The organism is Xanthomonas campestris pv. badrii (assembly GCF_012848175.1).
Taxonomy (GTDB): domain Bacteria; phylum Pseudomonadota; class Gammaproteobacteria; order Xanthomonadales; family Xanthomonadaceae; genus Xanthomonas; species Xanthomonas campestris_C.
The window spans coordinates 1,187,020-1,210,169 of sequence record NZ_CP051651.1 but is presented as its reverse complement, the minus strand read 5'-3'; the positions used below and the strand labels follow the sequence as shown (position 1 = coordinate 1,210,169).

Annotated in this window: 23 protein-coding genes and 1 other RNA gene; 16 read left to right on the top strand and 8 right to left on the bottom strand. The window is 66.9% G+C overall.

Going from position 1 to position 23,150, the window contains the following annotated elements; all coding sequences use genetic code 11:
- Positions 1–58: 58 nt before the first annotated feature.
- The gene (locus HG421_RS05195; protein WP_169705506.1) at positions 59–313 is read left to right on the top strand and encodes a DUF2789 domain-containing protein; all 255 of its coding nucleotides are present in this window, start codon (positions 59–61) and stop codon (positions 311–313) included.
- Positions 314–475: 162 nt separating this feature from the next.
- Here HG421_RS05195 and HG421_RS05190 read toward each other — a convergent pair whose 3' ends face one another.
- Complete coding sequence (locus tag HG421_RS05190; RefSeq protein ID WP_003489471.1) at positions 476–649, bottom strand: DUF1328 domain-containing protein; 174 nt, start codon at positions 647–649, stop codon at positions 476–478.
- A gap of 418 nt (positions 650–1,067) precedes the next feature.
- On the opposite strand from HG421_RS05190, the gene HG421_RS05185 reads away from it, so the two are divergent.
- The 3 genes from HG421_RS05185 (at position 1,068) to HG421_RS05175 (ending at position 4,144) form a co-directional block, all read left to right on the top strand.
- Positions 1,068–1,595 (top strand): M48 metallopeptidase family protein, encoded by a 528-nt coding sequence (locus HG421_RS05185; protein WP_169705505.1) that lies wholly within the window; start codon positions 1,068–1,070, stop codon positions 1,593–1,595.
- A gap of 35 nt (positions 1,596–1,630) precedes the next feature.
- Entirely contained in the window at positions 1,631–2,887 is a 1,257-nt protein-coding gene (locus HG421_RS05180) for a 2OG-Fe(II) oxygenase (protein WP_169705504.1), read from the top strand.
- Positions 2,888–3,043: 156 nt separating this feature from the next.
- Positions 3,044–4,144 (top strand): Glu/Leu/Phe/Val dehydrogenase, encoded by a 1,101-nt coding sequence (locus HG421_RS05175; RefSeq protein WP_169705503.1) that lies wholly within the window; start codon positions 3,044–3,046, stop codon positions 4,142–4,144.
- 97 nt (positions 4,145–4,241) lie between these two features.
- Here HG421_RS05175 and HG421_RS05170 read toward each other — a convergent pair whose 3' ends face one another.
- Entirely contained in the window at positions 4,242–7,100 is a 2,859-nt protein-coding gene (locus HG421_RS05170; protein ID WP_169705502.1) for an autotransporter serine protease, read from the bottom strand.
- Positions 7,101–7,257: 157 nt separating this feature from the next.
- On the opposite strand from HG421_RS05170, the gene HG421_RS05165 reads away from it, so the two are divergent.
- From HG421_RS05165 to pdeM, 11 genes are all read left to right on the top strand, one after another.
- Positions 7,258–8,433: a thiolase family protein gene (locus tag HG421_RS05165; RefSeq protein ID WP_169705501.1), complete on the top strand. Its 1,176-nt coding sequence runs from the start codon at positions 7,258–7,260 to the stop codon at positions 8,431–8,433.
- A 122-nt stretch (positions 8,434–8,555) separates the two neighbouring features.
- On the top strand, positions 8,556–8,897 hold the full coding sequence (locus tag HG421_RS05160; protein ID WP_016904096.1) for a hypothetical protein: 342 nt from the start codon (positions 8,556–8,558) through the stop codon (positions 8,895–8,897).
- Between the two features lie 228 nt (positions 8,898–9,125).
- Complete coding sequence (locus tag HG421_RS05155) at positions 9,126–9,452, top strand: hypothetical protein (protein ID WP_169705500.1); 327 nt, start codon at positions 9,126–9,128, stop codon at positions 9,450–9,452.
- Between the two features lie 248 nt (positions 9,453–9,700).
- Entirely contained in the window at positions 9,701–11,410 is a 1,710-nt protein-coding gene (locus HG421_RS05150) for a diguanylate cyclase (protein ID WP_169705499.1), read from the top strand.
- Between the two features lie 97 nt (positions 11,411–11,507).
- Positions 11,508–12,098, top strand: a complete 591-nt coding sequence (locus HG421_RS05145; protein ID WP_169705498.1) for a bactofilin family protein — start codon at positions 11,508–11,510, stop codon at positions 12,096–12,098.
- Entirely contained in the window at positions 12,095–12,460 is a 366-nt protein-coding gene (locus HG421_RS05140) for a hypothetical protein (RefSeq protein ID WP_169705497.1), read from the top strand. The genes HG421_RS05145 and HG421_RS05140 overlap by 4 nt, the downstream gene beginning before the upstream one ends.
- Positions 12,461–12,710: 250 nt before the next feature.
- Positions 12,711–13,733: a ligase-associated DNA damage response exonuclease gene (locus tag HG421_RS05135; protein WP_169705496.1), complete on the top strand. Its 1,023-nt coding sequence runs from the start codon at positions 12,711–12,713 to the stop codon at positions 13,731–13,733.
- Positions 13,730–13,963 carry a hypothetical protein gene (locus HG421_RS05130; RefSeq protein WP_169705495.1) on the top strand — a complete coding sequence of 78 codons (234 nt, stop codon included), beginning with the start codon at positions 13,730–13,732 and terminating at the stop codon, positions 13,961–13,963. Before HG421_RS05135 ends, HG421_RS05130 begins: the two co-directional genes overlap by 4 nt.
- The gene (locus HG421_RS05125) at positions 13,960–15,564 is read left to right on the top strand and encodes an ATP-dependent DNA ligase (protein ID WP_169705494.1); all 1,605 of its coding nucleotides are present in this window, start codon (positions 13,960–13,962) and stop codon (positions 15,562–15,564) included. The genes HG421_RS05130 and HG421_RS05125 overlap by 4 nt, the downstream gene beginning before the upstream one ends.
- Positions 15,561–18,062, top strand: coding sequence for a ligase-associated DNA damage response DEXH box helicase (locus HG421_RS05120; RefSeq protein WP_169705493.1), 2,502 nt, complete (start codon positions 15,561–15,563; stop codon positions 18,060–18,062). The genes HG421_RS05125 and HG421_RS05120 overlap by 4 nt, the downstream gene beginning before the upstream one ends.
- The gene (pdeM, locus tag HG421_RS05115; RefSeq protein ID WP_169705492.1) at positions 18,052–18,696 is read left to right on the top strand and encodes a ligase-associated DNA damage response endonuclease PdeM; all 645 of its coding nucleotides are present in this window, start codon (positions 18,052–18,054) and stop codon (positions 18,694–18,696) included. Before HG421_RS05120 ends, pdeM begins: the two co-directional genes overlap by 11 nt.
- A 77-nt stretch (positions 18,697–18,773) precedes the next feature.
- On the opposite strand, the gene HG421_RS05110 is transcribed toward pdeM, so the two are convergent.
- From HG421_RS05110 to HG421_RS05100, 3 genes are all read right to left on the bottom strand, one after another.
- Entirely contained in the window at positions 18,774–20,042 is a 1,269-nt protein-coding gene (locus HG421_RS05110) for an FAD-dependent oxidoreductase (protein ID WP_169705491.1), read from the bottom strand.
- A 95-nt stretch (positions 20,043–20,137) separates the two neighbouring features.
- Positions 20,138–20,344, bottom strand: coding sequence for a transcription antiterminator/RNA stability regulator CspE (gene cspE, locus HG421_RS05105; RefSeq protein WP_104539631.1), 207 nt, complete (start codon positions 20,342–20,344; stop codon positions 20,138–20,140).
- A gap of 87 nt (positions 20,345–20,431) precedes the next feature.
- Positions 20,432–21,184, bottom strand: coding sequence for an S-methyl-5'-thioinosine phosphorylase (locus HG421_RS05100; RefSeq protein ID WP_169705490.1), 753 nt, complete (start codon positions 21,182–21,184; stop codon positions 20,432–20,434).
- Here HG421_RS05100 and HG421_RS21420 point away from each other — a divergent pair.
- The gene (locus HG421_RS21420; protein WP_266103536.1) at positions 21,183–21,305 is read left to right on the top strand and encodes a hypothetical protein; all 123 of its coding nucleotides are present in this window, start codon (positions 21,183–21,185) and stop codon (positions 21,303–21,305) included. The genes HG421_RS05100 and HG421_RS21420 overlap by 2 nt on opposite strands.
- Before the next feature lie 119 nt (positions 21,306–21,424).
- On the opposite strand, the gene HG421_RS05095 is transcribed toward HG421_RS21420, so the two are convergent.
- The 3 genes from HG421_RS05095 to nagZ all read right to left on the bottom strand — a co-directional run bounded on the left by HG421_RS05095 (position 21,425) and on the right by nagZ (position 23,112).
- A non-coding RNA gene (locus tag HG421_RS05095) (sX9 sRNA) lies at positions 21,425–21,497 on the bottom strand.
- A gap of 59 nt (positions 21,498–21,556) precedes the next feature.
- Positions 21,557–22,111 carry a hypoxanthine-guanine phosphoribosyltransferase gene (locus tag HG421_RS05090; protein ID WP_169705489.1) on the bottom strand — a complete coding sequence of 185 codons (555 nt, stop codon included), beginning with the start codon at positions 22,109–22,111 and terminating at the stop codon, positions 21,557–21,559.
- Positions 22,111–23,112, bottom strand: a complete 1,002-nt coding sequence (gene nagZ, locus HG421_RS05085) for a beta-N-acetylhexosaminidase (protein ID WP_169705488.1) — start codon at positions 23,110–23,112, stop codon at positions 22,111–22,113. The genes HG421_RS05090 and nagZ overlap by 1 nt, the downstream gene beginning before the upstream one ends.
- Between the last annotated feature and the right edge of the window lie 38 nt (positions 23,113–23,150).

Genomic DNA, 23,150 nt, shown 5'->3' with positions numbered 1-23,150 from the left:
AGTGCCCTCAAACTGCCTGCTCTAACATCCGATCGCCTGCACCTACAAAGGAGTTGCAATGGAACACCCCGTTCATCCGTTCTCGGAATTGTTTGCCCAGCTTGGCCTTCCGTCAGACGAGGCGAGTATTCGCACTTTCATCGCCGAACATTCGCCGCTGCCGGGCGAGATGCGACTGGAGGAGGCGCCGTTCTGGACGCCTGCACAGGCGCAGTTGCTGCGTGAAGAACGCCTCGACGATGCCGACTGGATCGTGACCATCGATCAGCTCAACATCGCGCTGCATACCACGGCCGACAACACCGGCGTCTGACGACAGGTCAGACCGGCAATCTGTGGGTACCAACTACGGTTGCGGCCGCCTGCGGCACTGTAGCCGGAAAATCACGTAAAAAAAGAAAAGAGCGGCCAATGGCCGCTCTTCTTGGCTGCATGGCACTCGTCGAGATGCCTTCGCGAGAATCTGCGTGCCGCCTCAGGTCACCTTCTTGGCGATCGTCATGCCCAGCACGAACAGCACGATGGCAATGATGATGCCGGCCCAGAACAGGAACTTGGCAATGCCCATCGCGGCGCCTGCCATTCCACCAAATCCAAGCGCACCGGCAATCAGTCCGATGATGGCGAAGATAATGGCCCACTTGATCATGTTGTTGTCTCCTAGTTCGACACAGTGCAATCGTTCAATCGTGTATTCGCGGCACATCGCCGCAAAACATGCGCTGCACGCTACCCACCCGGATGTGCCGCATTCGTGAATACGCATGACACACGCTGGCACACGTCCATCACCCCGGACTGACGCAGCAGTGCCAGCCCGCAGGTACGTAGCCACACCACTGAAGCCATGCAGTCGCCTTACACTGGTTCGATAGCGTCCGCTTTTGAACTCTGCATTGCGTCGACGAAAACGCTCCGCGCAACCAGCCGCCCGCCTGCCACCTCACAACGGCTTTTGCGACCGTCACGGCGGCCTCCACAACATCCACATTCCCGCCATCGCTTGAAATTCACTGCTGGCGAGCATCCCATCGGAACAGTCGCCAGTTCTGCCCGCATCGGCGATCATGCAGTTCTCGCCGCACCCGATCGCCATGGACACCCTTCGCTACCTCACCGGTTACCCACCCGCCGTCCTGGATCAGGTGCGCGAATTGATTGCGCAGGACAAGCTTGCCGCGGTACTGGCACAGCGCTATCCGGAGCGGCACTCCATCCGCACCGATCGCCACCTGTATGACTACGTCAAGGCCATGAAGGAGCGTTACATGCGCTCCTCCCCGACCTTGCACAAGGCCGTCTACGACAACCATCTGCAGGTGGTGAAGCACGCACTGGGCACGCATACCGCCATCTCGCGCGTCCACGGCGGCCGGCTCAAGGCCAGCCGCGAGATCCGCATTGCCTCGGTGTTTCGTGACGCGCCCGAACCCTTCCTGCACATGATCGTGGCCCACGAGCTGGCGCACCTGAAAGAGGCCGATCACAACAAGGCCTTCTACCAACTGTGTCACCACATGCGCCCGGATTACCACCAGCTGGAATTCGATCTGCGTTTGTACCTGACCCATCTGGCACTTCAAGCAGGCAACTGATCGCGCAGGACAGAGCCAGGGCTTAGGATGCACTGATGCATGCACCCTCACTCGACAGCCTTCTGCTTGCCGCACAAAGCCGACAACCTGCGGCCATGAATGCCCTGGCACAGGCACTGATACGCAGCGGCCAGGCAGAAGAGTCCCTTGCCTGGTATTTGCGCAGTGCAGCGACTGGCGATGCCACTGCGCACATCGAGGCCGGCCGCCTGCTGGCGTACGGCATCGGCTGCACGGTGGATGTCGATCAGGCACAAATGCATTGGCAAAACGCCGAACGCGGCGGTGCCGCGGCAGCGGGTTACCTGTTGGCGACGCTGGCAGTCAGCAGTAACCCAGTGGAGCTGGAAGCCCAGGGGCTTGCGCGCCTGCACGCGGCGGCGGCGGCCGGCTATCCCCCGGCCCTGCGCGCGTTGGCGATCCAGCACGGCCGGATCAATGATCCGCGCCAGCAACAGCGCTGCGTCGGCCTGCTGGAACACGCCGCATCGGTCGGGGACGTGCCCGCGGCGGTCCTGCTTGCCGAGCGCCTGCAACGCGGCGAAGGTGTGCCTCGTCAGCCGGAAGCTGCTGCCCATCTCCTGCAGCAGCTGCAGCCGCTGGGCATTACCGCCCTTCCCGATCTCGACATTGCGCCTCCCGAGCCCGCCGAGGCCAGCGAGGCCAGCAGCGTACGCTTTACGCCGCACGGCCTGCCGACGCGGCGCCACCTGGGGCCGCTGATCGAGGAACACTCGGCCGTGCTGTCCGCCGACGAATGTCGGTTGCTGATCCTGCTGGCGCGCCCACATCTACGCGCCTCCCAGGTGGTAGATCCCAATGATGCAGGCACGCACCACACACCGGTCCGCACCAGCCGCGGCGCCACACTGGATCCGGTTCTGGAAGACTTTGCGGCGCGTGCGGCCCAGGCGCGGCTGGCCGCGTGCGCGCGACTGCCACTGGCCCACGCCGAACCGCTTTCGGTGCTGTGCTATGCACCCGGCGAGCACTATCGCGCACATCGTGACTACCTGCCGGCAGGCAGAGTGGCGGCCGACCGCCCCGCTGCCGGCAATCGTCTGCGTACCGTCTGCGTCTACCTCAATGCAGTCGAAGCAGGCGGCCAGACCGAGTTCCCGATCGCAGGTCTCCGCGTACGGCCGCGTGCCGGCTCCGTGGTGTGCTTCGACAATCTCCACCCCGATGGCCGCCCCGATCCGGATTCGCTCCATGCCGGGCTGCCGGTCACGGCCGGAAGCAAGTGGCTGGGGACGCTGTGGTTTCGGCAGCGGCGCTATCGGGATTGGTGAACAGATTCATACACAACCCCCTGTCGACGTGGTTTAAAATGTTGCAGCGCGACGTGACCGGACTGGATCTGCAAACGTCGCGTTTTTTGTTTCCCATTGCACGGGTGCAGACCCGGCCTCAGGGAAGGCACATCACGCAGCCCCGCGGAGCCTTCGATGCTTTTCGAAACCCTCGACACCACCGGCCACGAGCAGGTGATCTTCTGTCACAACCGCGATGCCGGTCTCAAGGCCATCATTGCGTTGCACAGTACGCGGCTCGGGCCCGCCCTGGGCGGCGTGCGCATGCGTCCCTACCCAACCAGCGAGGCGGCGCTGGACGATGCACTGCGCCTCAGCCGCACCATGACCTACAAGAACGCACTGGCCGGCCTGAACGTCGGTGGCGGCAAGGCGGTGATCATCGGCGACCCCAAGACCGACAAGAGCGAGGCGCTGTTTCGCGCATTCGGCCGGTTCGTGGACACCTTGGGCGGGCGCTACATCACCTCCGAAGATGTCGGCACCGACGTCAACGACATGGAGCAGATCTACCTGGAAAGCGAGTACGTCACTGGCGTGCACCAGGTGCATCGCGGTTCCGGCGACCCAGCTCCCTTCACCGCCTATGGCGCGCTGCAGGCGCTGATGGCCTCGCTCAATCGCAAGCTTGGCCATGAGGAAGTGGGCAAGGCCAGCATCGCGATCCAGGGCCTGGGCCACATCGGCATGGAATTGGTCAAGCTGCTCAAGGAACGCGGCGCCAAACTCTACGTGGCCGATCTGAATCAGGCACTGGTGGACCGCGCGGTCGCCGAGTACGGCGCCGAGGCCGTGCGCCCGGACGAGATCCATCAGGTCGCGGCCGACGTCTTCGCTCCCTGCGCGCTGGAGGGGGCCATCAACGAACAGACCCTGCCGCAACTCAAGGCCAGGATCATCTGCGGCACCGCCAATAATCAGCTCGCCAGCGCCGCCATCGGCGAGGAACTGCACCGGCGCGGCATCCTTTGTGCGCCCGATTACGTGGTCAATGCCGGCGGGGTGATGAATGTCTCGCTGGAAATCGACGGCTACAACCGCGAACGCGCCATGCGCCTGATCCGCAGCATTTACCACAACCTGGAAAAGGTCTTCGACCTGTCGGCGCAGCAGGACGTTTCACCGCAGGTGGCGGCCGATCAGATCGCCGAAACCCGCATCGAGGCGATCAGCAAACTCAAGCTGCCGCTGGGCCGTACTGCGCCGCGCTTCCTGCACAAACTCCGCGGCGAGTAACTGGAAACAGACAGTGTGGCGTAACGATCTGCGCACTACGCGATCGCCGCTGTGACCGCCACGCCCGGGCATTGCGCCCGGGCGTCATGCACGCCGATCAGAAATCGGCGCTGTACTTCAGGCTCAGCGCGCGATCGTCGCCACGCTCGCCCACCCGCTGGTCGTAACCGAAACGCAGCTGGCTCTGCTGCCCCAGTGGCGCCGACGCGGCGATTCCGAACAGCCCGCCCGAACGCGCCGGCTGCATGCCGCGCAACGGCGCCCAGGCATCCACACCGATGAAGCTGGCATCCAGCAGCAGGCCCTGGCTGCTCAGCGCCTGCTGCCATTCGGCATACCCGCCCAACTGCAGGCCACGCCAGCGGTACGCCGACCGCACGCCTGCCAGCAGCTGGGTGCGCGATGACGTATTCGCATCGGCACGCAGACCGAACCCGTCGCCACCGCTTTCGCGGAAGCCTTCGCTACGCAGGCGCACATAGTCCAGCCCCATGTATGGGGTCAGCGAGGCGGCCGCATGTCCCCAGCGGTAGCCGGCTTCCAGATTGCTGCTGAGATAACTGCCGCTGTAATCGCTGAAGGCGCTGCTGCGGTCTTCGCCCAACTGCAGGTTCCGTTCGATCTGCCGGTTGACGTTGCCAAACCCCAGCTGCCCGAGCGTATAAGCCGCCCCCAGCGTGGTGCCCCAGTACAGCTGTGCCTGCACCTGACGATCGCGGCCACGAGCACCGTCCAGATCGCCCAGGCTGTTGGAGCGCGTTTCACCGAACGCAAAGCCGGTGACCGCGCCAGACGCCAGGCGCAGGTCGTTGCCCATCATCCAGCCGGAGGTGGCAAATCCGGCGGTGGTCACCCCACCCTCGCCCGGACCACCCAGCGCGCGTTGCCAGGTGCCGAGCAGGCGCGGCTGCTGCGACAGGCCATCGAAATGCGACGCCAGCGCACGCCGCCCCAGATCGATGGTGTCGAAGGTCATGGCCGCCGATGCCGCATGCGCACGCCCGGACAGGCTGCGTAGCGAGTCCGCTGCCGCCTTTGCATCGGGCGCCTGCTGCAACGCTGCCGCGGCACGCATGAAGCTGCCGCTGATCGCGCCACTGCCCTGCAGCTGTTGCGCATCCACCTGCTGGAACGCCTGTTCCACCCGAACCGCAGCGTCCATCGACGCCGTCCCCACCGCACCGAGCGAGGTGGCGACCGCGGTGACATCCATGCGCTGCAGCGACACGAACGCGGTGTTGGCGTCGTAGGTCACCGTGGCATTGAGGAAGGTCACTGCCGGCCCGCTGCTGGTCGTTGCAAACGTACCCTGCAAACCGTTGGTTGCCTGCAATACCGGATAGGTGGTGTTGTCGACGACGTAGTTGCGCCGGCCAAGCAATTGCAGGTCGCCGGCGATGGTCGCAGTGCCGCCCACGTTCAAGCGGTCGCCGACGTTGAGCGCCAGGCGCCCGGTACTGCCCTGGGTATAGTTACCATCGACCGAGAGCACTGCGCTGTTGACCTGCAGCGTGCCGGCATTGTCGACCCGCCCGCCGATCCTGCCGGCACCGATCAGGCTCGCCCCATTGGCGACACCTACCCGTGCACTCTGCAGGCTGGCGGTCTGCAAGCTGCCGCCAAGTACCTGGGTATCGCCGGTGAAGGTATTGGCCGTGCCGCCCAAGACCAGCGTACCGGTTCCGCGCTTGGTCAGGCCACCGCTGCCGCTGATGTCGTTGGCCCAGGTCGAACGCAAGGTGTTCACGTTGACGTCCACCGTGCCCCAGTCGAATCGCGCCGGCCCCAGTACCGCCTTGCCCACATCGAGCAGCCCGTAGCCGAACACCGGATCGACGCCTGCGGCCCCCAGGTCGGTGGCCGTTCCCAGCAGCGTCTGGCGCACCAGATCATTGGTGAAATACGGAAACGCCTGCCATACCAGCGCCGCTGCGCCGGAGACCAGCGGTGCGGCAAACGAGGTCCCGCTGCCATAGAAATAACCGATGTTGCTGGCGGTGGCATCGGGATCGATGAACATCGACGTCCCTGGCGCCACCAGGCAATAGCGCAGCGCCACGCCGCAGGCGTTGGAGTACGACGCCAACTGCGTGGGATTGGCGGTATCCAGCGCACCGACGACCAGCCACCCCCGCTCCAGGTCCGCTGCCGGCAACGTGCCGTTGGGGCCAGGCTGACTGGGAAGTGCCGCAGTGTCGGAAGGCTGCGCACGCGACTCGTTGCCTGCGGCAAACACCACCAGGCCATCGTTGTTGATGACAAAAGACCGGTATTCCTGCGCGATCTGGTTGGTGACCGATGCATCGTTCCAGTACAGGCCGCCCCAGGAGTTATTCATGATGCGCACGCCGGCACCGATCAGGTCCGTGTGCACGGGTCCCAATCCGAGCGGGCCATCCACTTCATTGCCTTGGCCGCTGCCATCGTCCACCGGCGCGCGGTCGCTGATGATGCGCGCAGACACCAGCCCGGCGCCGGGTGCAACACCGCCCGGCCATTGGTTCACTGCGCGCCCGGCCGCTAGCTCGGCGACGATGGTGCCGTGCCCGACCACGTCGCCCACCGCGACGTTGTTGGTTCGCGGATCGACATAGATGAAGCTGTCGCTCACCCGCCCCTGCAGCGCCGGATGATTGGCGTTGATGCCGCTGTCGATGACCCCGATGCGATACCCCGCGCCGGTGAAGCCCAAGGCCTGCGCCGCACGTGCATTGGTCAGCGCCAGATGCGCATCGATCGCCGGCTCCGGCGTCGGTGCGGTGACCGGCGGTGGCGGTGACGTGGGCGGCGGCGGGGAGGTCGGAGGCGGCGGAGGTGGAGGCGATGTCGGCGGCGGCGACACCGGCGGCGTTGGGCGGATACCACCGCCACCGCCGCCCCCACCACCGCCGCACGCGGTCAACGCCACGGCGAGCGCCGAAGCCAGCACAGTTCTCGCAACATCCCCTTTTTTCATCGGTGTTCTCCCCGAACCCATTCCATGGAACGGACCCAACCCCGGGCCCGACTATGGATTTTTATACTGTATGCGATGCACTTGCTCCAGCGCGGCGTGCGCTGGCGCGATCCGGCCATGAGGCAGATAATCGTTTCACTTTAAACGGTATCCACTCATGTCCGACATCGTCATCGTTGCTGCAAAACGCACCGCCATCGGCTCGTTCCTTGGCCAATTCAACGCAGTGCCGGCACCTGCGCTCGCCGCTGCCGCGATCGAAGGCGCGCTGGCGCAGTCGGGGCTCGCCCCGGCCGATGTCTCCGAGGTCATCGTTGGCTGCGTGCTGCCGGCCAATCTCGGCCAGGCGCCGGCACGCCAGGCCGCCATCGCGGCCGGCATTCCGACCTCGACCGGCGCCACCACCATCAACAAGGTGTGCGGCTCGGGCATGAAGGCGATCATGTTCGGCCACGACCTGATCAAGGCCGGCTCGGCCAGCATCGTGGTTGCCGGCGGCATGGAGTCGATGAGCAACGCACCGCATCTGCTGCCCAATTCGCGCACCGGCAACCGCTACGGCAATTTCCAGGCCGTCGATCACATGGCCTGGGACGGCCTGACCAACCCGTACGACGGCCAGGCCATGGGCGTGTTCGGCGAAGCCACTGCTGAAAAGTTCGGGTTCAGCCGCGCCGACCAGGACGCGTTCGCGATCGCCTCGGTGGAACGTGCACAGGCCGCACAGCACAGCGGCGTGTTCGCCGAAGAAATCGTCCCGTTCACGGTAGCCACGCGCAAGGGCGAGGTCATCGTCGATCGCGATGAGCAGCCCGGCAGATCCGACGTGGCGAAGATCCCGACCCTGAAGCCGGCCTTCAAGAAGGACGGCACCGTGACCGCGGCCAGTTCGTCGAGCATTTCCGACGGCGCCGCGATCACCGTGCTGATGCGTGCCGACGACGCACAACGTCGTGGCGTGACCCCGCTGGCACGTATCGTCGGCCATGTCACCCACTCGCAGGCGCCGGAGTGGTTCACCACCGCGCCGGTGGCGGCCATCCAGTCGCTGCTCGGCAAGATCGGCTGGCAACTGGACGAGGTGGACCTGTTTGAAATCAACGAAGCCTTTGCCGTGGTGCCGATGGTGCCGATCAAGGAGCTGGGCATCGCGCACGACAAGGTCAATGTTCACGGCGGCGCCTGCGCATTGGGTCATCCGATCGGTGCATCCGGTGCACGATTGGTGGTGACATTGGTGAATGCGTTGCGCACGCGCGGAGGCAAGCGCGGGATCGCGACGCTGTGCATCGGCGGCGGCGAAGCGACCGCCATCGCTATCGAATTGATTTAACAGCATTTAACGGCGATTTTGCAAAACTGAATGCGCGTGCGCTTGACACCCGTCTTGTGGCCGTCATCATGTCGGGGGCGCGCAATAGCGCGTTGCCTAATCTAACGACGAGGATTGAAACAATGACCATCAACAAGCTGCTGATCGCAATGGCGCTGGGCCTGGCCCTGACCGCTTGCTCGAAGCCGGAACAGGCTCAGGACGCTGCTGCTTCGGCCAACGAAGCTGCTGCCGACGCTCAGACCGCTGCCGACCAGGCTGCTGCCTCGGGCTCGCAGTCGGCTGACGCCGCTCAGGCTGCTGCCAACACCGCCGCTGCTTCGGCCGACACCGCTGCTGACGCTGCCCAGGCTGCTTCCGGCGCCGCGACCGACGCTGCTGCTGAGCAGGCTGCCGACGCTGCCAAGACGGCTGAAAACACCGCCGAAGCTGCCAAGGACACCGCCGAAGAAGCCAAGAAGTAATCACTTCTTCGCTTTGAGCGCGTTCGGAGAAAGCCGCTGGTTTCCAGCGGCTTTTTCTTTGCCTGTCATCCACGCTGGTTCTCTGCTGTTCGCCAGAGACGCGTCACTGCATCGCCACCAGATCTCCTGCCTGCCCGGCATCGGGTAGCAGGCTGCACCTTGACGCAGGCTGCATCGGCCCCTGCCTAAGCTCCGCTCTCCACTACCGGAACAGGAACAGGACCACCCATGAAGACGATCCGCATGCTGTCGTTGAGCGCCATCGCTGCGCTCACTCTTGCCGCCTGCCAGGGCCCTGACGCCGAGCAGGCGCGCCGCGACGCTGCCTCGGCCGCCAAGCACGCTGCCGCCGCGACCGAACAGGCCGCCGACCGCGCCGCCGTGGAAGCCAAGGCCGCCACTGCCGATGCACGCGTCGCCGCGCGCGAGCTGGCTGCCGACGCCAGCCGCGCCACCGCCAATGCCGCCGACGCCACCGCGGACAAGACCCGCGAGCTGGCCAACAAGGCCGAGCAGAATGCCGACAAGCACGACGCCGAGCATCCCCAGCACTGAGCGCCAGTGACGCTGGATGCGCTCATCTGCAAGCGCGTATCCAGCGCATGACGGCCGGCGTGGCTATCGCCTGGACCCAGGCGTCAACATGCCGCCCATGTCTGATGACGGACGCTCGCCACCAAGGCGCCAGCCACTCCCATCACATTGCATTACTTCGTTTGCGCGCCGGCCATTTCGTGCCGGCGCGCACGTCTCCGGCCGGCATCGCACTCGTGTTGTCGAGGCTGGCACGCTAGCATTCGGCCATGCCCTCTTCCTTTACATCGCGCCGCCGCAACCAGCTGGCGCTGGCCTTCTCTGCGCTGATCTTTATCGCCATCGGCGTTGGCATCTTTGTCGGTGCACGTCGCTCGCTGGCCGATGCGGCCCTGGTGTCGCATACGCATGAGGTGATCGGCCGGGTCGACGAAATCCAGGCGCGGTTGCTGGATGCCGAATCGGCGCAGCGCGGCTTCCTGCTGACCGGCAACGACGCCTACCTGCTGGATTACCAGACCAGCGTCGAACGCCTGCCGATCCTGCTCGCCAACCTGCGCCGGCTGATCGTCGACAACCCCGCGCAGGAGCAGCATCTGGAACAGTTGCAGGCCCTTGTGCAGACGCGGCTGCAGCAGATCCAGCGCGTGCTGGATGTCTACGCGCAGAGCGGCCTGGAGCCGGCACGGGCGAACATCCGGCAGACCGCGTTCCGGACCACCAGCGCCATCCGCGAGCAGGCGCTGACGATGGTGCAGCGCGAACAGGAGCTGCTGGCGCAACGCGCCGAAAGCAGCCGGCAGAGCGCCACCTTGCTGCTGGTACTGGCATTGGCCGGCATTCCGTTCGGGCTGCTGGTGGTGGGCGCGGTGTATGCCTTGCTGATGCGCGAATTGCGCCATCGGGCGCAGGCCGAACGCCTGGCGGCGCAGGCCAATCGCGAGCTGGGCGATAGCGTGGGCGCGCTGCAACGCAGTACCGCCGATCTCAACCTGCTCAGCCGCTATACCGGGCTGCTGCAGAGCTGCATCAGTGCAGAGGAAGCACTGGTGGTCACCAGCCGCACCCTGGCCAGCCTGTTGCCCGGCGTTGCCGGAAGCGTGTATCTGCTGCGCGCATCGCAGGACCGTGCCGAGGCGATCAGCCACTGGGGCGAGCCGCCGGTACAAAGCGCCCCGCACCTGCTGCCGGAAGAATGCTGGGCCTTGCGCCGCGGCCAGCCGCATGTCGTCGATGACCTGCGCCGGGATGCGGTGTGCGCGCATATCGAAATGCCTGACACCGACCTGCCCGTCAGCACCGCGTGCCTGCCGATGTCGGCGCAGGGCACCCAACTCGGCTTCCTGTTTCTGTCCTCGCCTGGCCCGGGGCCGATGCCGCGGCTGGAGATCGCCGAGGCGGCAGCCGAGCAGCTGTCGCTGGCGTTGAGCAATCTGCGCCTGCGCGAATCGCTGCGCCGGCAATCGATCCGCGATGCGCTGACCGGCCTATACAACCGCCGCTACCTGGAAGAATCGCTCAGCCATGAACTGGCGCGCTGTGCGCGACGTGGGCTGCCGCTATCGGTGCTGATGCTGGATGTCGACCATTTCAAGCAATTCAACGACAGCCAGGGGCACGCCGGCGGCGACCTGCTGCTGGCTGCAGTGGGCGAATTGCTGCTGACCCGCCTGCGCGCCGAGGACGTGGCCTGCCGCTACGGCGGCGAGGAATTCACCGTGATCCTGCCCGAGGCCGATGGCGAGGAGGCCATGCGCGTGGCCGACCAGATCCGCGGCCACATCGCGGCGCTGGCGGTCAGCGACGGCCAGCGTGCGTTGCCGCGGGTGACCGCCTCCATCGGCGTGGCCAGCTTCCCGGCCGATGGCGAACTGGCTGCCAGCCTGATCCAGAAGGCCGATGCCGCGCTGTATGCGGCCAAGCATCGGGGACGCAACCGGGTCGAGCGCCATGGCGCAGGACTGCCTGCGCTGGACTGAGCACGCATCGCGTCGATCCTGGATTGGGCGCGCTGTCACAAAAAAGATCGATTGACGCGGCGATAGTCGGCTTCGACCCCCGAAGCGAGGCAATCCGATGTCGATGTGGCGCGATCAAGGTCCCAACAAGAAAGACGGTGTTCCCCCTGCCCCCGAGGTTCCGGCCGCCGACGGACGGCTGTTTACCGCAGACGCCAGCCCGGCCCCGCCCGTGCCGGCCGCCGCCACGCCGGGCGTGACGCCCGCGGCTACGCTCTCGCCACGGCAGAGCGAGGCCAAGGAGTCGCTGATCGCCGCCGACATCAGCATCGAGGGCAAGATCGAGGGCGCCGGCCATGTCCGTCTGGCCGGCCGCTTCAAGGGCGATGTCAACGTCAAGGGCGATCTCACCATCGAACGCGGCGCCAAGCTCAACGGCGGCGTGCGCGCCAACAAGGTCATCATTGCCGGTGAGCTGGAAGGCAATATCGAATCGGCCGCACAGGTGGAGCTGCAGACCTCCGGCGTGCTGGTCGGCGACGTCAAGGCCGGCAGCCTGACCGTGGCCTCGGGTGCGCGGATGCGCGGCCAGGCGGATTTCGGCTGGGGCGAGGACGCGGCCAAGCCCGGCGGTGGCAACAAGAGCAACGGCAGTGGCGGCAGTGGCGCCGCCGACAGCAGCGGCGGTGGCGACAGCGACGCCCCATGAGTGCACCCCGCCCGGGCACGCCCGGCGCTACCCGCAGCTGCCCGCATTGCAAGGCCACGATCCTGGAAAGCGCCAGCGTCTGCCCGGCCTGCAAGCACCACCTGCGCTTCGACTCGGCGGCTGCGCAGCACGCGCAGCCGGCGCCGATCGTGCCGCTCAAGGTCGACGGCACCATTCGCCATCCTGCCGATGGCGATCCGTGGGAATACACGGTGGTGGTGATCGTGCGCAACGGCAAAGGCGAGGAGATCCGGCGCCAGGTCGTCGATGTGGGCGCGATGCTGGGCGGCGAAGAACGCGGCTTCACCCTGGCAGTGGAAGCGGCGGCCGTGCGTTCGCCTGGCCGGCGCACGCGGCATTAGGGTGTTGCTGGGCCAGCATCGGCCGACCGGAATTTGGGATTGGGGCCTCGCGCGGAGTAGTTGATCTGCAGCCTGCGCAGATGCCCGCTTGCCGGCTGTGACTGGCCGTTTTCGATGGGGCCACGTCCGCGCTGGATTGAAAGCGCAGCGCGGCATGCAACGGCGCCCGACCAACGCTTGCCGCACACCTGTGCCGATGGAGGCATTCCCATTCTCAGGATCTGCACACCGGCTTGCCCAGAGTTGCCGCATGCGCAACGGCAACGACGACATCTCTCACACACGCGGCGATCTGGTGGTGCTGGGGCCCGATGGGCTGTATTGCCCGCAGGGCGACTTCCATATCGACCCGTGGCGGCCGGTGCCGCGTGCGGTGATCACGCATGGTCACGGCGACCACGCGCGCAGCGGCATGGGCGAGTACCACTGCACGCGCGAAAGCCTGCCGATCCTGCAGTGGCGGCTTGGCGAACAGGCCTATCACACGCACGCCGATGGTGAAGCGTTTATGTTGGGACGTGCCCGCGTGTCGCTGCATCCGGCCGGACACGTGCTGGGCTCGGCGCAGGTTCGCATCGAAGTGGATGGCGAGGTCTGGGTGGCCTCGGGCGACTACAAGCGCCAGCACGATCCCACCTGCAAGCCTTTCGAGGTGGTGCCGTGCGACACCTTCATCACCGAAGCGACGTTCGGCCTGCCGGTGTATCGCTGGCCGGACACCTCGGGCGTTGCCGCCGACATCGTCGCCTGGCGCCACGAATGCGCCGCGCGCGGCGAGGCCGCCATCCTGTATTGCTACGCGCTGGGCAAGGCGCAGCGTGTGCTGGCCGAACTGCGCGCCTGGGACAGGCAACCGGCGTTGCTGCATGGCGCGATCGCCACCGGCGTGGAGGTGTACCGCCAGGCCGGCATTGCGATGCTGGACACCCAACCGGTCAGCGAGCATGCACGCGGCGCCGACTACGCCGGCCAGCTGGTGCTGGCGCCGCCTTCGGCCGCGGGCAGCACCTGGATCCGCCGTTTCCGGCATGCGCAGCAGGGATTCGCCTCCGGCTGGATGCGCATCCGCGGCAACCGGCGGCGGCGCAATTACGACCGCGGCTTCGTGGTGTCCGACCATGCCGATTGGCCGGACCTGTTGCGCACCATCGAAGACACCGGCGCGCGCCGCGTGATCGCCACCCATGGCAACACCGATGCACTGATCCAGCACCTGCGCGAGCGCGGCGTGGCAGCCGAAGCCTTCCGCACCGACTTTGGAGCCGAGGAATGAACCCGCTGCCCGCACGCCGGTATACGCGCGCACGTCCGCGCATTCGTTTGAGCGGCGCACTGGCGTTCCGCCGGCATGCGCTGGCATTTCGCGTGCACCGCAGCGCACCGGCCGCCGTCATCGGCCCACCTCGGCCGCAACGCCGCCCACGCACGCTGGCTGCATTCACGCGCCGCGCGCTGGAGCTGCGCGCAGCCGACCGACACGCTACGGCGCAGGCGCTGCGGTGAAGCGATTCGCTGCGCTGTACCGCACCTTGGACCGCAGCACCGGCACGCTCGACAAGCGTGCCGCGCTGGTCGCCTATTTCCGCGACGCCGCTCCGCTGGATGCGGCCTGGGCGTTGTACCTGCTCGCTGGCGGCAAGGTCGCCAGCAGCCGCATGCGCATTGCCAGCAGCGGCGAGCTGCGCGAATGGATCACCGACACCGCCGGGATCGCCGACTGGCTGGTGGCCGACAGCTACGACCACGTAGGCGACCTGGCCGAAACGCTGGCATTGCTGCTCGACGACCCGGCCACCGAAGCGGCCGATCTGCCGCTGGCCGACTGGATCGAACAGCGGCTGTTGCCGATCGCCAACCAGGATGTGGACGTGCGCAAGGCATGCATCGTGCAGGCCTGGCGCAGCCTGGCTTTCGACGAGCGCCTGGTGTTCAACAAACTGCTGACCGGCGCCCTGCGCGTGGGCGTCTCGCAGCGGCTGGTGCAACAGGCGCTGGCCGAGTTGTCGGGCGTGGACATCGCCCGCATCGCCCAACGCATGCTGGGCAGCTGGCGCCCGCATCCCACCTACCTGGCCGAGCTGTTGACCAGCGAGGAATTGCCCGGCGACCGCCAGCAACCCTACCCGTTCTTCCTGGCATCGCCGCTGGAAGCCGAAGTGGAAACACTGGGCGCGGTCGACAACTGGCTGCTGGAATGGAAATGGGATGGCATCCGTCTGCAGCTGATTCGCCGTGCGGGCGAAGCCGCCTTGTGGTCGCGTGGCGAAGAACGCCTGGATGGCCGCTTTCCGGAGATCGAGCAGGCGGCGTTGCAGTTGCCCGACGGCACCGTCATCGATGGTGAGCTGCTGGCTTGGCAACCCGAGCAGCCCCTGCCGATGCCGTTCACTGCATTGCAGACGCGCATCCAGCGGCTCAAGCCCGGGCCCAAGACCCTGGCGGCCGCACCCGCACGCGTAGTCGCCTACGATCTGCTGGAACTGGGGGGCGAAGACCTGCGCGAGCGCCCGCTGCAGGAGCGACGCGCATTGCTGGAAGGCGTGCTCTCCGCGCTTGCAGACCCGCGCATCGTCGCCTCGCCGCTGGTGCAGGTGAGCGACTGGCAAGCCGCAGCGCAGGTGCGCGCGGAAGCGCGCGAACGCGGCGTGGAAGGGCTGATGCTCAAGCGCGCCAACTCCGTGTATCAGGCTGGTCGCCGTCGCGGCGATTGGTGGAAATGGAAGATCGACCCGCTCACCATCGATGCGGTGTTGTTGTACGCGCAAGCCGGCCACGGCCGGCGCAGCACGCTCTATACCGACTACACCTTCGGGCTGTGGCATGAGGGTCAATTGGTGCCGATCGCAAAGGCGTATTCGGGCCTGGACGACAAGGAAATCCTGCAGCTGGATCGCTGGATTCGTGCCAACACCACCGAGCGGTTCGGCCCGGTGCGCGCGGTCGCTGCGCAGCATGTGTTCGAGCTGGGGTTTGAAGCGGTCAATCGCAGCGCACGGCACAAATCCGGCATTGCGGTGCGCTTCCCACGCATTTTGCGCTGGCGTCAGGACAAGCCGATGTCCGAGGCCGATCACCTGAGCAGCCTGCAGGCACTGGCGCGGTGACGGCGGCGCAGCACGCACGCGGCACGCCCTTGCAGCAGTGGCGCGACTGGTTCGCACAGCGGGGCTGGGCGCCGTTGCCATTTCAACGCGATGTGTGGAAGCGCTATCTCGATGGCGAATCCGGCTTGCTGCACACGCCCACCGGCAGCGGCAAGACGCTGGCGGCGTTCGGCGGGCCATTGCTGGACGCATTGGCTGCGCGCGGGCGCAAGTTACCGCTTAAACAAGGCAAACCTGCTGCACCTGCGCGGCGCCAGCAGCAACGCAATCTGCAGGTGCTGTGGATCACGCCGTTGCGGGCATTGGCCGCCGACACCGCGCGCGCATTGCGCGAACCGGTGGAAGCACTGGGGCTGGACTGGCAGGTGGGACTGCGCACCGGCGATGCCAGCGCGCGCGACAAGCGCCTGGCACGCAGCGGCAAGCTCGATGTGCTGGTCACCACGCCCGAATCGCTGGCCCTGTTGCTGTCGTACCCGGACACCGCGCCGCAGCTGTCGGCGTTGCGCTGCGTGATCGTGGACGAATGGCACGAGCTGCTGGGCAACAAGCGTGGCGTGCTGCTGCAGCTGTGCCTGGCCCGCCTGCGCGGCTGGACGCCGACACTGCGCATCTGGGGCCTGTCGGCCACCTTGGGCAATCTGGCGCAGGCACGCGACGTGCTGCTGCCGCATCTGCCCGATGCCGCACTGGTGTCCGGCGTCAGGCCACGTGCCATGACGCTGGAGACGCTGTTGCCCGACAGCGGCGAGCGCTTTCCGTGGGCCGGCCACCTGGGCCTGGCGCAACTGGCGCGCGTGCTGCAGAAGATCCAGCAACAGAACACCAGCCTGGTCTTCACCAATACGCGTGCACAGGCGGAGTTGTGGCACCAGGCCCTGAGCGCAGTATGGCCGGAGGATCCGGCCACGCTTGCGCTGCACCACGGCTCGCTGGACCCGGGCTTGCGCGCAGCAGCCGAGCAAGGGCTGCGCGATGGCAACTTGCGCTGCGTGGTGGCCACCTCCAGCCTGGATCTGGGCGTGGATTTTCCGGCGGTCGATCAGGTGCTGCAGGTCGGCAGCCCCAAGGGCATTGCGCGGTTGCTGCAACGCGCCGGCCGCGCGCGTCACCGGCCCGGCGAATCCGGCCACGTGGTGTGCGTGCCCTCGCATGCGCTGGAACTGGTGGAGTACGCCGCTGCGCGTCGTGCGATTGCCCACGGCCACATCGAAGCGCGGCCGCCGCCGCGGCTGTCGCTGGACGTGCTGGCACAGCACTGCGTCACCCTCGCGCTCGGCGGCGGCTTCGATGCCGATGCCTTGTTCGCGCAAGTCCGCGGCACCGATGCCTTCGCCGCACTGGACCCGGCCACCTGGACGGCAGTGCTCGATTTCATCGTGCAAGGCGGCAGCGCGTTGGCGCATTACCCGGATTTCCACAAGGTGATCCGCGACGACGATGGCATCTACCGCGTCACCGATCGGCGCGTTGCGCTGCGCCATCGGCTGTCCATCGGCACCATCACCAGCGATGGCAGCGTGCGCGTGCAGTTCCTGCGTGGCGGCCGGCTGGGCGCGGTGGAAGAACAGTTCGTCGGCCGCCTGCGCCGCGGCGACCGCTTCCAGTTCGCCGGCCGGCTGCTGGAACTGGTGCGCCTGGAAGACATGACCGCATACGTACGCGTGGCAAAAGGCGGCAGCGGCGTGGTGCCCAAATGGATGGGCGGGCGCATGCCGCTGTCGTCGGCATTGGGGCGCGAAGTCGAAGCGCTATTTGCCGACCCCGGCGACGCACCCGAGATGCAGGCGCTGGCACCGCTGGTGCACTTGCAGGCCGCGCTGTCTGCATTACCCAGCCCGGACCATCTGTTGGTGGAAAGCATCAAGGCGCGCGATGGCCGGCATGTGTTCGTGTATCCGTTCGCCGGCCGCCAGGTCAACGAAGGCTTGGCCGCGCTGTTGGCCGCACGCTGGGGCCGTCGCCAGCGCAACACCTTCAGCTTCGCCGCCAACGATTACGGCTTCGTGCTCTCGCCGGCGCAGGACGTCGAGATCGATGCCGACCTGCTGCAGGCACTGCTATCGCCGGTTGGCCTGTTCGACGATCTGCGCGACAGCCTCAACCTGGGCGAGCTGGCACGCCGCCAATTCCGCGAGATCGCACGCGTGGCCGGCCTGTTGTCGCCATCGTTGCCCGGCCGCGCACCGCGCAGCCTGCGCCAGCTGCAGGCCTCCAGTGGTTTGCTCTACGACGTCCTGCAGCGCTTCGATCCCGACCATCTGCTGCTGGCGCAAGCCGAACGCGAGGTGTTCGAAGGCCAACTGGAACTGGCGCGCCTGGCGCATGCGCTGGAGGACTGCGCCCGGCGCGAGCTGCGCCTGTGCAGGCCACGCAGCCTCACTCCGTTGTCGTTCCCGCTGTGGGCCGAGCGCGTGCGTGGCCAGCTGAGCACCGAAGACTGGAAAGCGCGCGTGTTGCGCGCCGCCGAACAACTGGAGCGCAAGCATGGGCGATAGCGTGCAGCTGCAGCTGGGCGGCGAAACCGTGGAACTGCTCGGCGAACGCGCGCTGTACCGGCCGGCGCGGCGTGCCTTGCTGATTGCCGACCTGCATCTGGGCAAGGCCGATGTGTTCCGGCGTGCCGGCATCGGGCTGCCGGCAGGCGGCACCGCACATGATCTGAACCGGCTCGATGCCTTGCTCGCGCAGCGCGAGGTGGACGCGCTGTGGATTCTGGGCGACCTGCTGCATGGACCGGCACCGCGTGCGGCCTGGCATCGGCGCTGGAGCGCCTGGCGCGAACAGCATTGCAGCTTGCGCGTGATCGCCATCCGCGGCAATCACGATCGCGCCCTGGCGGGTGCGGACCTGCATATCGAAGCAGCCGGCGAACAGGTCGAAGACGGCCCGTTCGTGCTGCGCCACGATCCACTGCCGCACCCCACCGGCCATGTGCTGTGCGGGCATCTGCATCCGCTGGCGGCACTGCCCGGGCTGTCGCGGCGCTGGCCGGCGTTCTGGTTGCGCGAAAACGTGACCATCCTGCCGGCGTTCTCGCAGTTCACCGCCGGCGTGGTGCCGACCCTGATCCAAGGCGAGCGTCTGGTTGCCTGCGTGGAAGGCGATGCGGTGGCCTTGCCGGTGCGTTGACGTCATGCTGCCGCGGGTGCGCCCGGCCCGAAGACTGCCCGCTAGGGCCTGCCGACCACTCCAACACCGGCCACGCGCTAACGCGCCACCGAGTCACCAACCTTGCCGATCGGCTGCGGCACCGGCTGCGACAACGCCTCCACAAACTCCGGTGCCAACGCCAGCTTGCCGAACCAGCCGTGCTGGGTACCGCTGAGCACGCGCAGCATGTGTCCACGCCCACCCGGCACGCGGCCCATCGGTTGCAGCAACAGATCACGCCCGTAGGCCCACAGATCGCGCTCGGATTGAAACAGCGGCGTCAGCCAGCGGCTCCAGCGGTGATAGATCGCCACATGCGCCTGGCGTTGCCGCTGATAGTGCAGCAAGGCCTCATCCAGATCGGCCCCGGCGCGCAGCGCGTCGCGCATCGCCAGTGCATCCAGCAGCGACATGTTCACTCCCTGCCCCAGCTGCGGACTCATCGCATGTGCGGCATCGCCAGCCAATACGAAACGCCCGCGGTGCCAGCGCGTCATCACCGCATCGCGATAGCTGGCGCGTGCCAGCGCGGTGTGCACCTGCACCGTCTGCAGGCGCGCGATCGCATCGGGCCACATCTGTGCCACTTCGGCGCGCCAGGCATCGATGCCGCGTTGTTCCCATGCAGCGAAATCGCTGCATGGCAGGCTCCAGAAAAAGCTCAGGCGCGCAGTATCGTCCCCCGGGCGCGTGCCGACCGGCAGCAACCCGATCATCTTGCGTGCGCCGATATAGCGCTGACGCAGCTCGTCCACGAACGGCCAGTCCTCGCGCGGCAGCAGGCACCACAACGCTCCCCACGGGTATACCCGGTCCAGCCGCGTGCCTTGCACCTGCGCACGCAGTGTCGACGCCGAACCATCGGCGGCGATGATCAGATCGTAAGGGCCGTGCCATTGCCCGCGCTGGTCCTGCACGCGCGTGCTGTCATGGTCGATCGCAGTGATCTGGGTATCGGTGTGCAGCTGCGCGTATTCGGGCCAGGCATCGCACAACAGCGAGAACAACGCTCCGCGCTGCATGCCCAGCCCCATCAGTCGCGGGTCCAGGTCGCGGTACTGCATGTCCATCACCGCGCGCCCGCAGGGTGTTTCGCCGTAGAGCCGCCGCACCGGCGCGCCATGTGCCAGGGCTTGCGACAACAGGCCCATCTTCCACAGCACCTGCAGGCCGCTGGGCTGCAACAGGAAGCCGGCGCCCACCGGCCCGGGCGCCGTAGCGCGTTCGAAGACATCCAATTGGTGGCCGTCGGCGCCCAGCAGCACCGCCAAGGCCTGACCCGCCGTTCCATAGCCCACGACCGCAATCCGCAATGTCCGTTGCATCGTTCCCGACTCTGTTCTGCTCTTGCCGCCCGTCTGGGCCGGCGCAAAAAAAACCCCGCCATGGCGGGGTTCTTCAACCGCACAATCGAGTCAGCTTACTCGATCGGCGTGATGTTCGAAGCCTGGGCACCCTTGGGGCCCTGGGTCACGTCATAGCTGACGCGCTGGCCTTCCTGCAGGCTGCGGAAGCCCTTGGAGTTGATCGCGGAGAAGTGCGCGAAGACATCGGCGCTGCCGTCCTCCGGTGAGATGAAGCCAAATCCCTTGGCGTCGTTGAACCACTTGACGGTACCGTTCGGCATGGTGATGCGAGACCTTTGCAATAATTAATGGGTGGTGTACGGCGGTGCGTACGCGCCGAGTATGCAAAGCTTATGCCCCGATGACAATCACCCGCGTGCAAGTTCGCCGATCAGCTCCGGCAGCCCGGACGAGGCCGCATCCACGTTGGCCAACACCTCCGCCATGGTGATCTCCAGGGCGTCGCCACACCCGGCCGCCCAGTTGGCCACGATCGCCAGACACGCATATTCCAGGCCTTTTTCGCGCGCCAGCGCGGCCTCGGGCATGCCGGTCATGCCGACCAGGTCGCAGCCGTCGCGGCGCATGCGCGCGATCTCTGCAATCGTTTCCAAACGCGGCCCCTGCGTTGCACCGTAGCACCCGCCCGCCACCAGCGTGATGCCGGTGACCTTGGCGGCGGCGATCACCTTGCTGCGGAACATCGGCGAATACGGGTGGCCGAAATCCACGTGCTGCACCTCGCTGCCCGGCTCTTCGCAGAAGGTGGAAATGCGGCCCCAGGTGTAGTCGATCAGTTGGTCCGGGCACGCCAGCACGCGCGGTCCAAACTGATCGGTGATGCCGCCCACCGTGTTGAGCGCAAGCACGCGCGAAGCACCGATTTGCTGCAGCGCAGCGATGTTTGCGCGGTAGTTGACCTTGTGCGGCGGCAACGAATGCCCCTCGCCGTGCCGGGCCAGGAACGCCACGCGATGGCCGAGCAACATGCCGACACGGATCGGCCCGGACGGTGCGCCGTACGGGGTGTCGAGCTCATGCGTCTGCACGTCGTCGAGCTGCGCAAGCGTGTAGACACCGGTGCCGCCGATGACGGCCAGGGCGATGGAATTGGGGGACATGGACGACCTCTGCTACGAACGGACGTGGATGCGCGCGGCGCGCGCCAGATTGCCCGCGCAGTGGCGGGCCAGGACGAACGACGCCGACGAGGCTGTCGGTGTCGATATTGAACTTGATTGAACATGCGCGACTGCGCTCTGCGCATTCCCAGCCTCGGCGCACGCGACGAACCTCGTCCGCGCACTGCCCGGGCCTTGAGCGCAGCCGACACACTCGGCCGCGCAGTGTGGACCTGGGGCGGCTAACAAAACGCAGCCAGCCGCCGGTGCGTGTGGACGGCGCGCTTGGAACCGGAGTGCACGAGTGGTACATGCCGCACCGAGCACCGGCCACGCCCGCCTGGCGGCGGTGCGGCCGTGTGCCAGCCGCTCTTACTGCTTCATCGCATAGATGGCGGGAATGCCGCGCAGTTGCTCGTTGACGTCCATGCCGAAGCCGAACACGTAGCGATCGGGCACTTCCACGCCCACGTAGTCGGCGCTCACGCCCTGCACGCAGCGGTCGTGACGCTTGACGGTCAACACCGCCACGCGCACATCGGTGGCGCCCTGCTCCAGGCACCACTGGCGCACGCCCTGCAGCGTGTAGCCCTCATCGAGGATGTCGTCTACCAGGATCACCCGGCGACCGAACAGCGCGGTGGCCGGGCGATGCTTCCACACCAGCTCGCCGCCGACGGTGTCGCCGCGGTAACGGGTGGCGTGCAGGTAATCGAACTGCAGGTCCTGGCCGCGCGCACCCAGCTCCAGCGCCAGCTGGCCGGAGAACGGCAGCGCACCGTGCATGATGGTGAGGTACACCGGCACTTCGCCGGCATAGTCGCGTGCGATGGCGTCGGCGATGGTGGAGACGGCCGTGTCGATGGCGGGGCGATCGACCAGCAGATCGGCTTGGGCCAGGGCCTGGGAAATGGTGAGCGTGGACATCAGGCGAGTGTTCCGAAAGGGGCAGAAGGAGTGTTGAAGGAAGCGTCGGTGCCGGCCAGCAGGCCGTCCCAGCCGAGCGCACCGCGCCCGATCAGGCCGATCAGCGCGGCGGTATTGAGGTGACGGCCCTGCACGGCCTGCAGCGACTCGTCGACCAGTTCCGGATGGCAGACCAGCACCACATCGCAGCCGGCATCCAGATGCGCATGCACGCGCCCGGCCACACCGCCGGCGCTGAACGAGGCGGCCATGCCGATATCGTCGGAGAACACCACGCCGCGAAAGCCCAGTTGCCCGCGCAGGATCTGCTCGATCCAGCGCGACGAATAGCCGGCCGGTTCCGGCGCCACCTGCGGGTAGACCACGTGCGCCATCATCACCGCGTCGGCGCCGGCCTCGATGCCCGCCACGAACGGCAACAGGTCTTCGGCCTGCAGCACCTCCAGCGAGCGCGGGTCGCTGGCGTGATCCACATGGGTGTCTTCCAGCACCGTGCCATGGCCGGGGAAGTGCTTGAGCGTGGCCGCCATGCCGGCGCCATGCAGGGCCTGCACGTAGGCGCGGGTGAAGCTGGCCACGACCTGCGGATCGTCGCTGAAGGCGCGGTCGCCGATGGCGCGATTGCCGCGGCCCAGATCCACCACCGGCGCAAAGCTCAGGTCCACGCCGCTGGCGCGCACCTCAGTGGCCATCAGCTGTGCATGCGCGCGCGCCGCAGCCAGCGCGCCCTGCGGGTCCTGCGCATACTGCGCACCCAAACTCTGCAACGGCGCCAGCGCGCTGAAGCCTTCGCGAAACCGCTGCACGCGGCCGCCTTCCTGGTCCACGCAGATCAACACCGGGCGCGGCGCGGCGGCGCGGATGGAGGCGGACAATTCGGCCACTTGCGTGCGCGAGGCGAAATTACGCTTGAACAGCACCACGCCGGCGACCGCATCGTGCTGCAGCCAGTCGCGTTCCTGTGCGCTGAGTTCGGTACCGGCAACGCCGATCAAAAGCATGTTGGGGGACTCCCGGGCCAGGCGCCACGAGGGCGCAG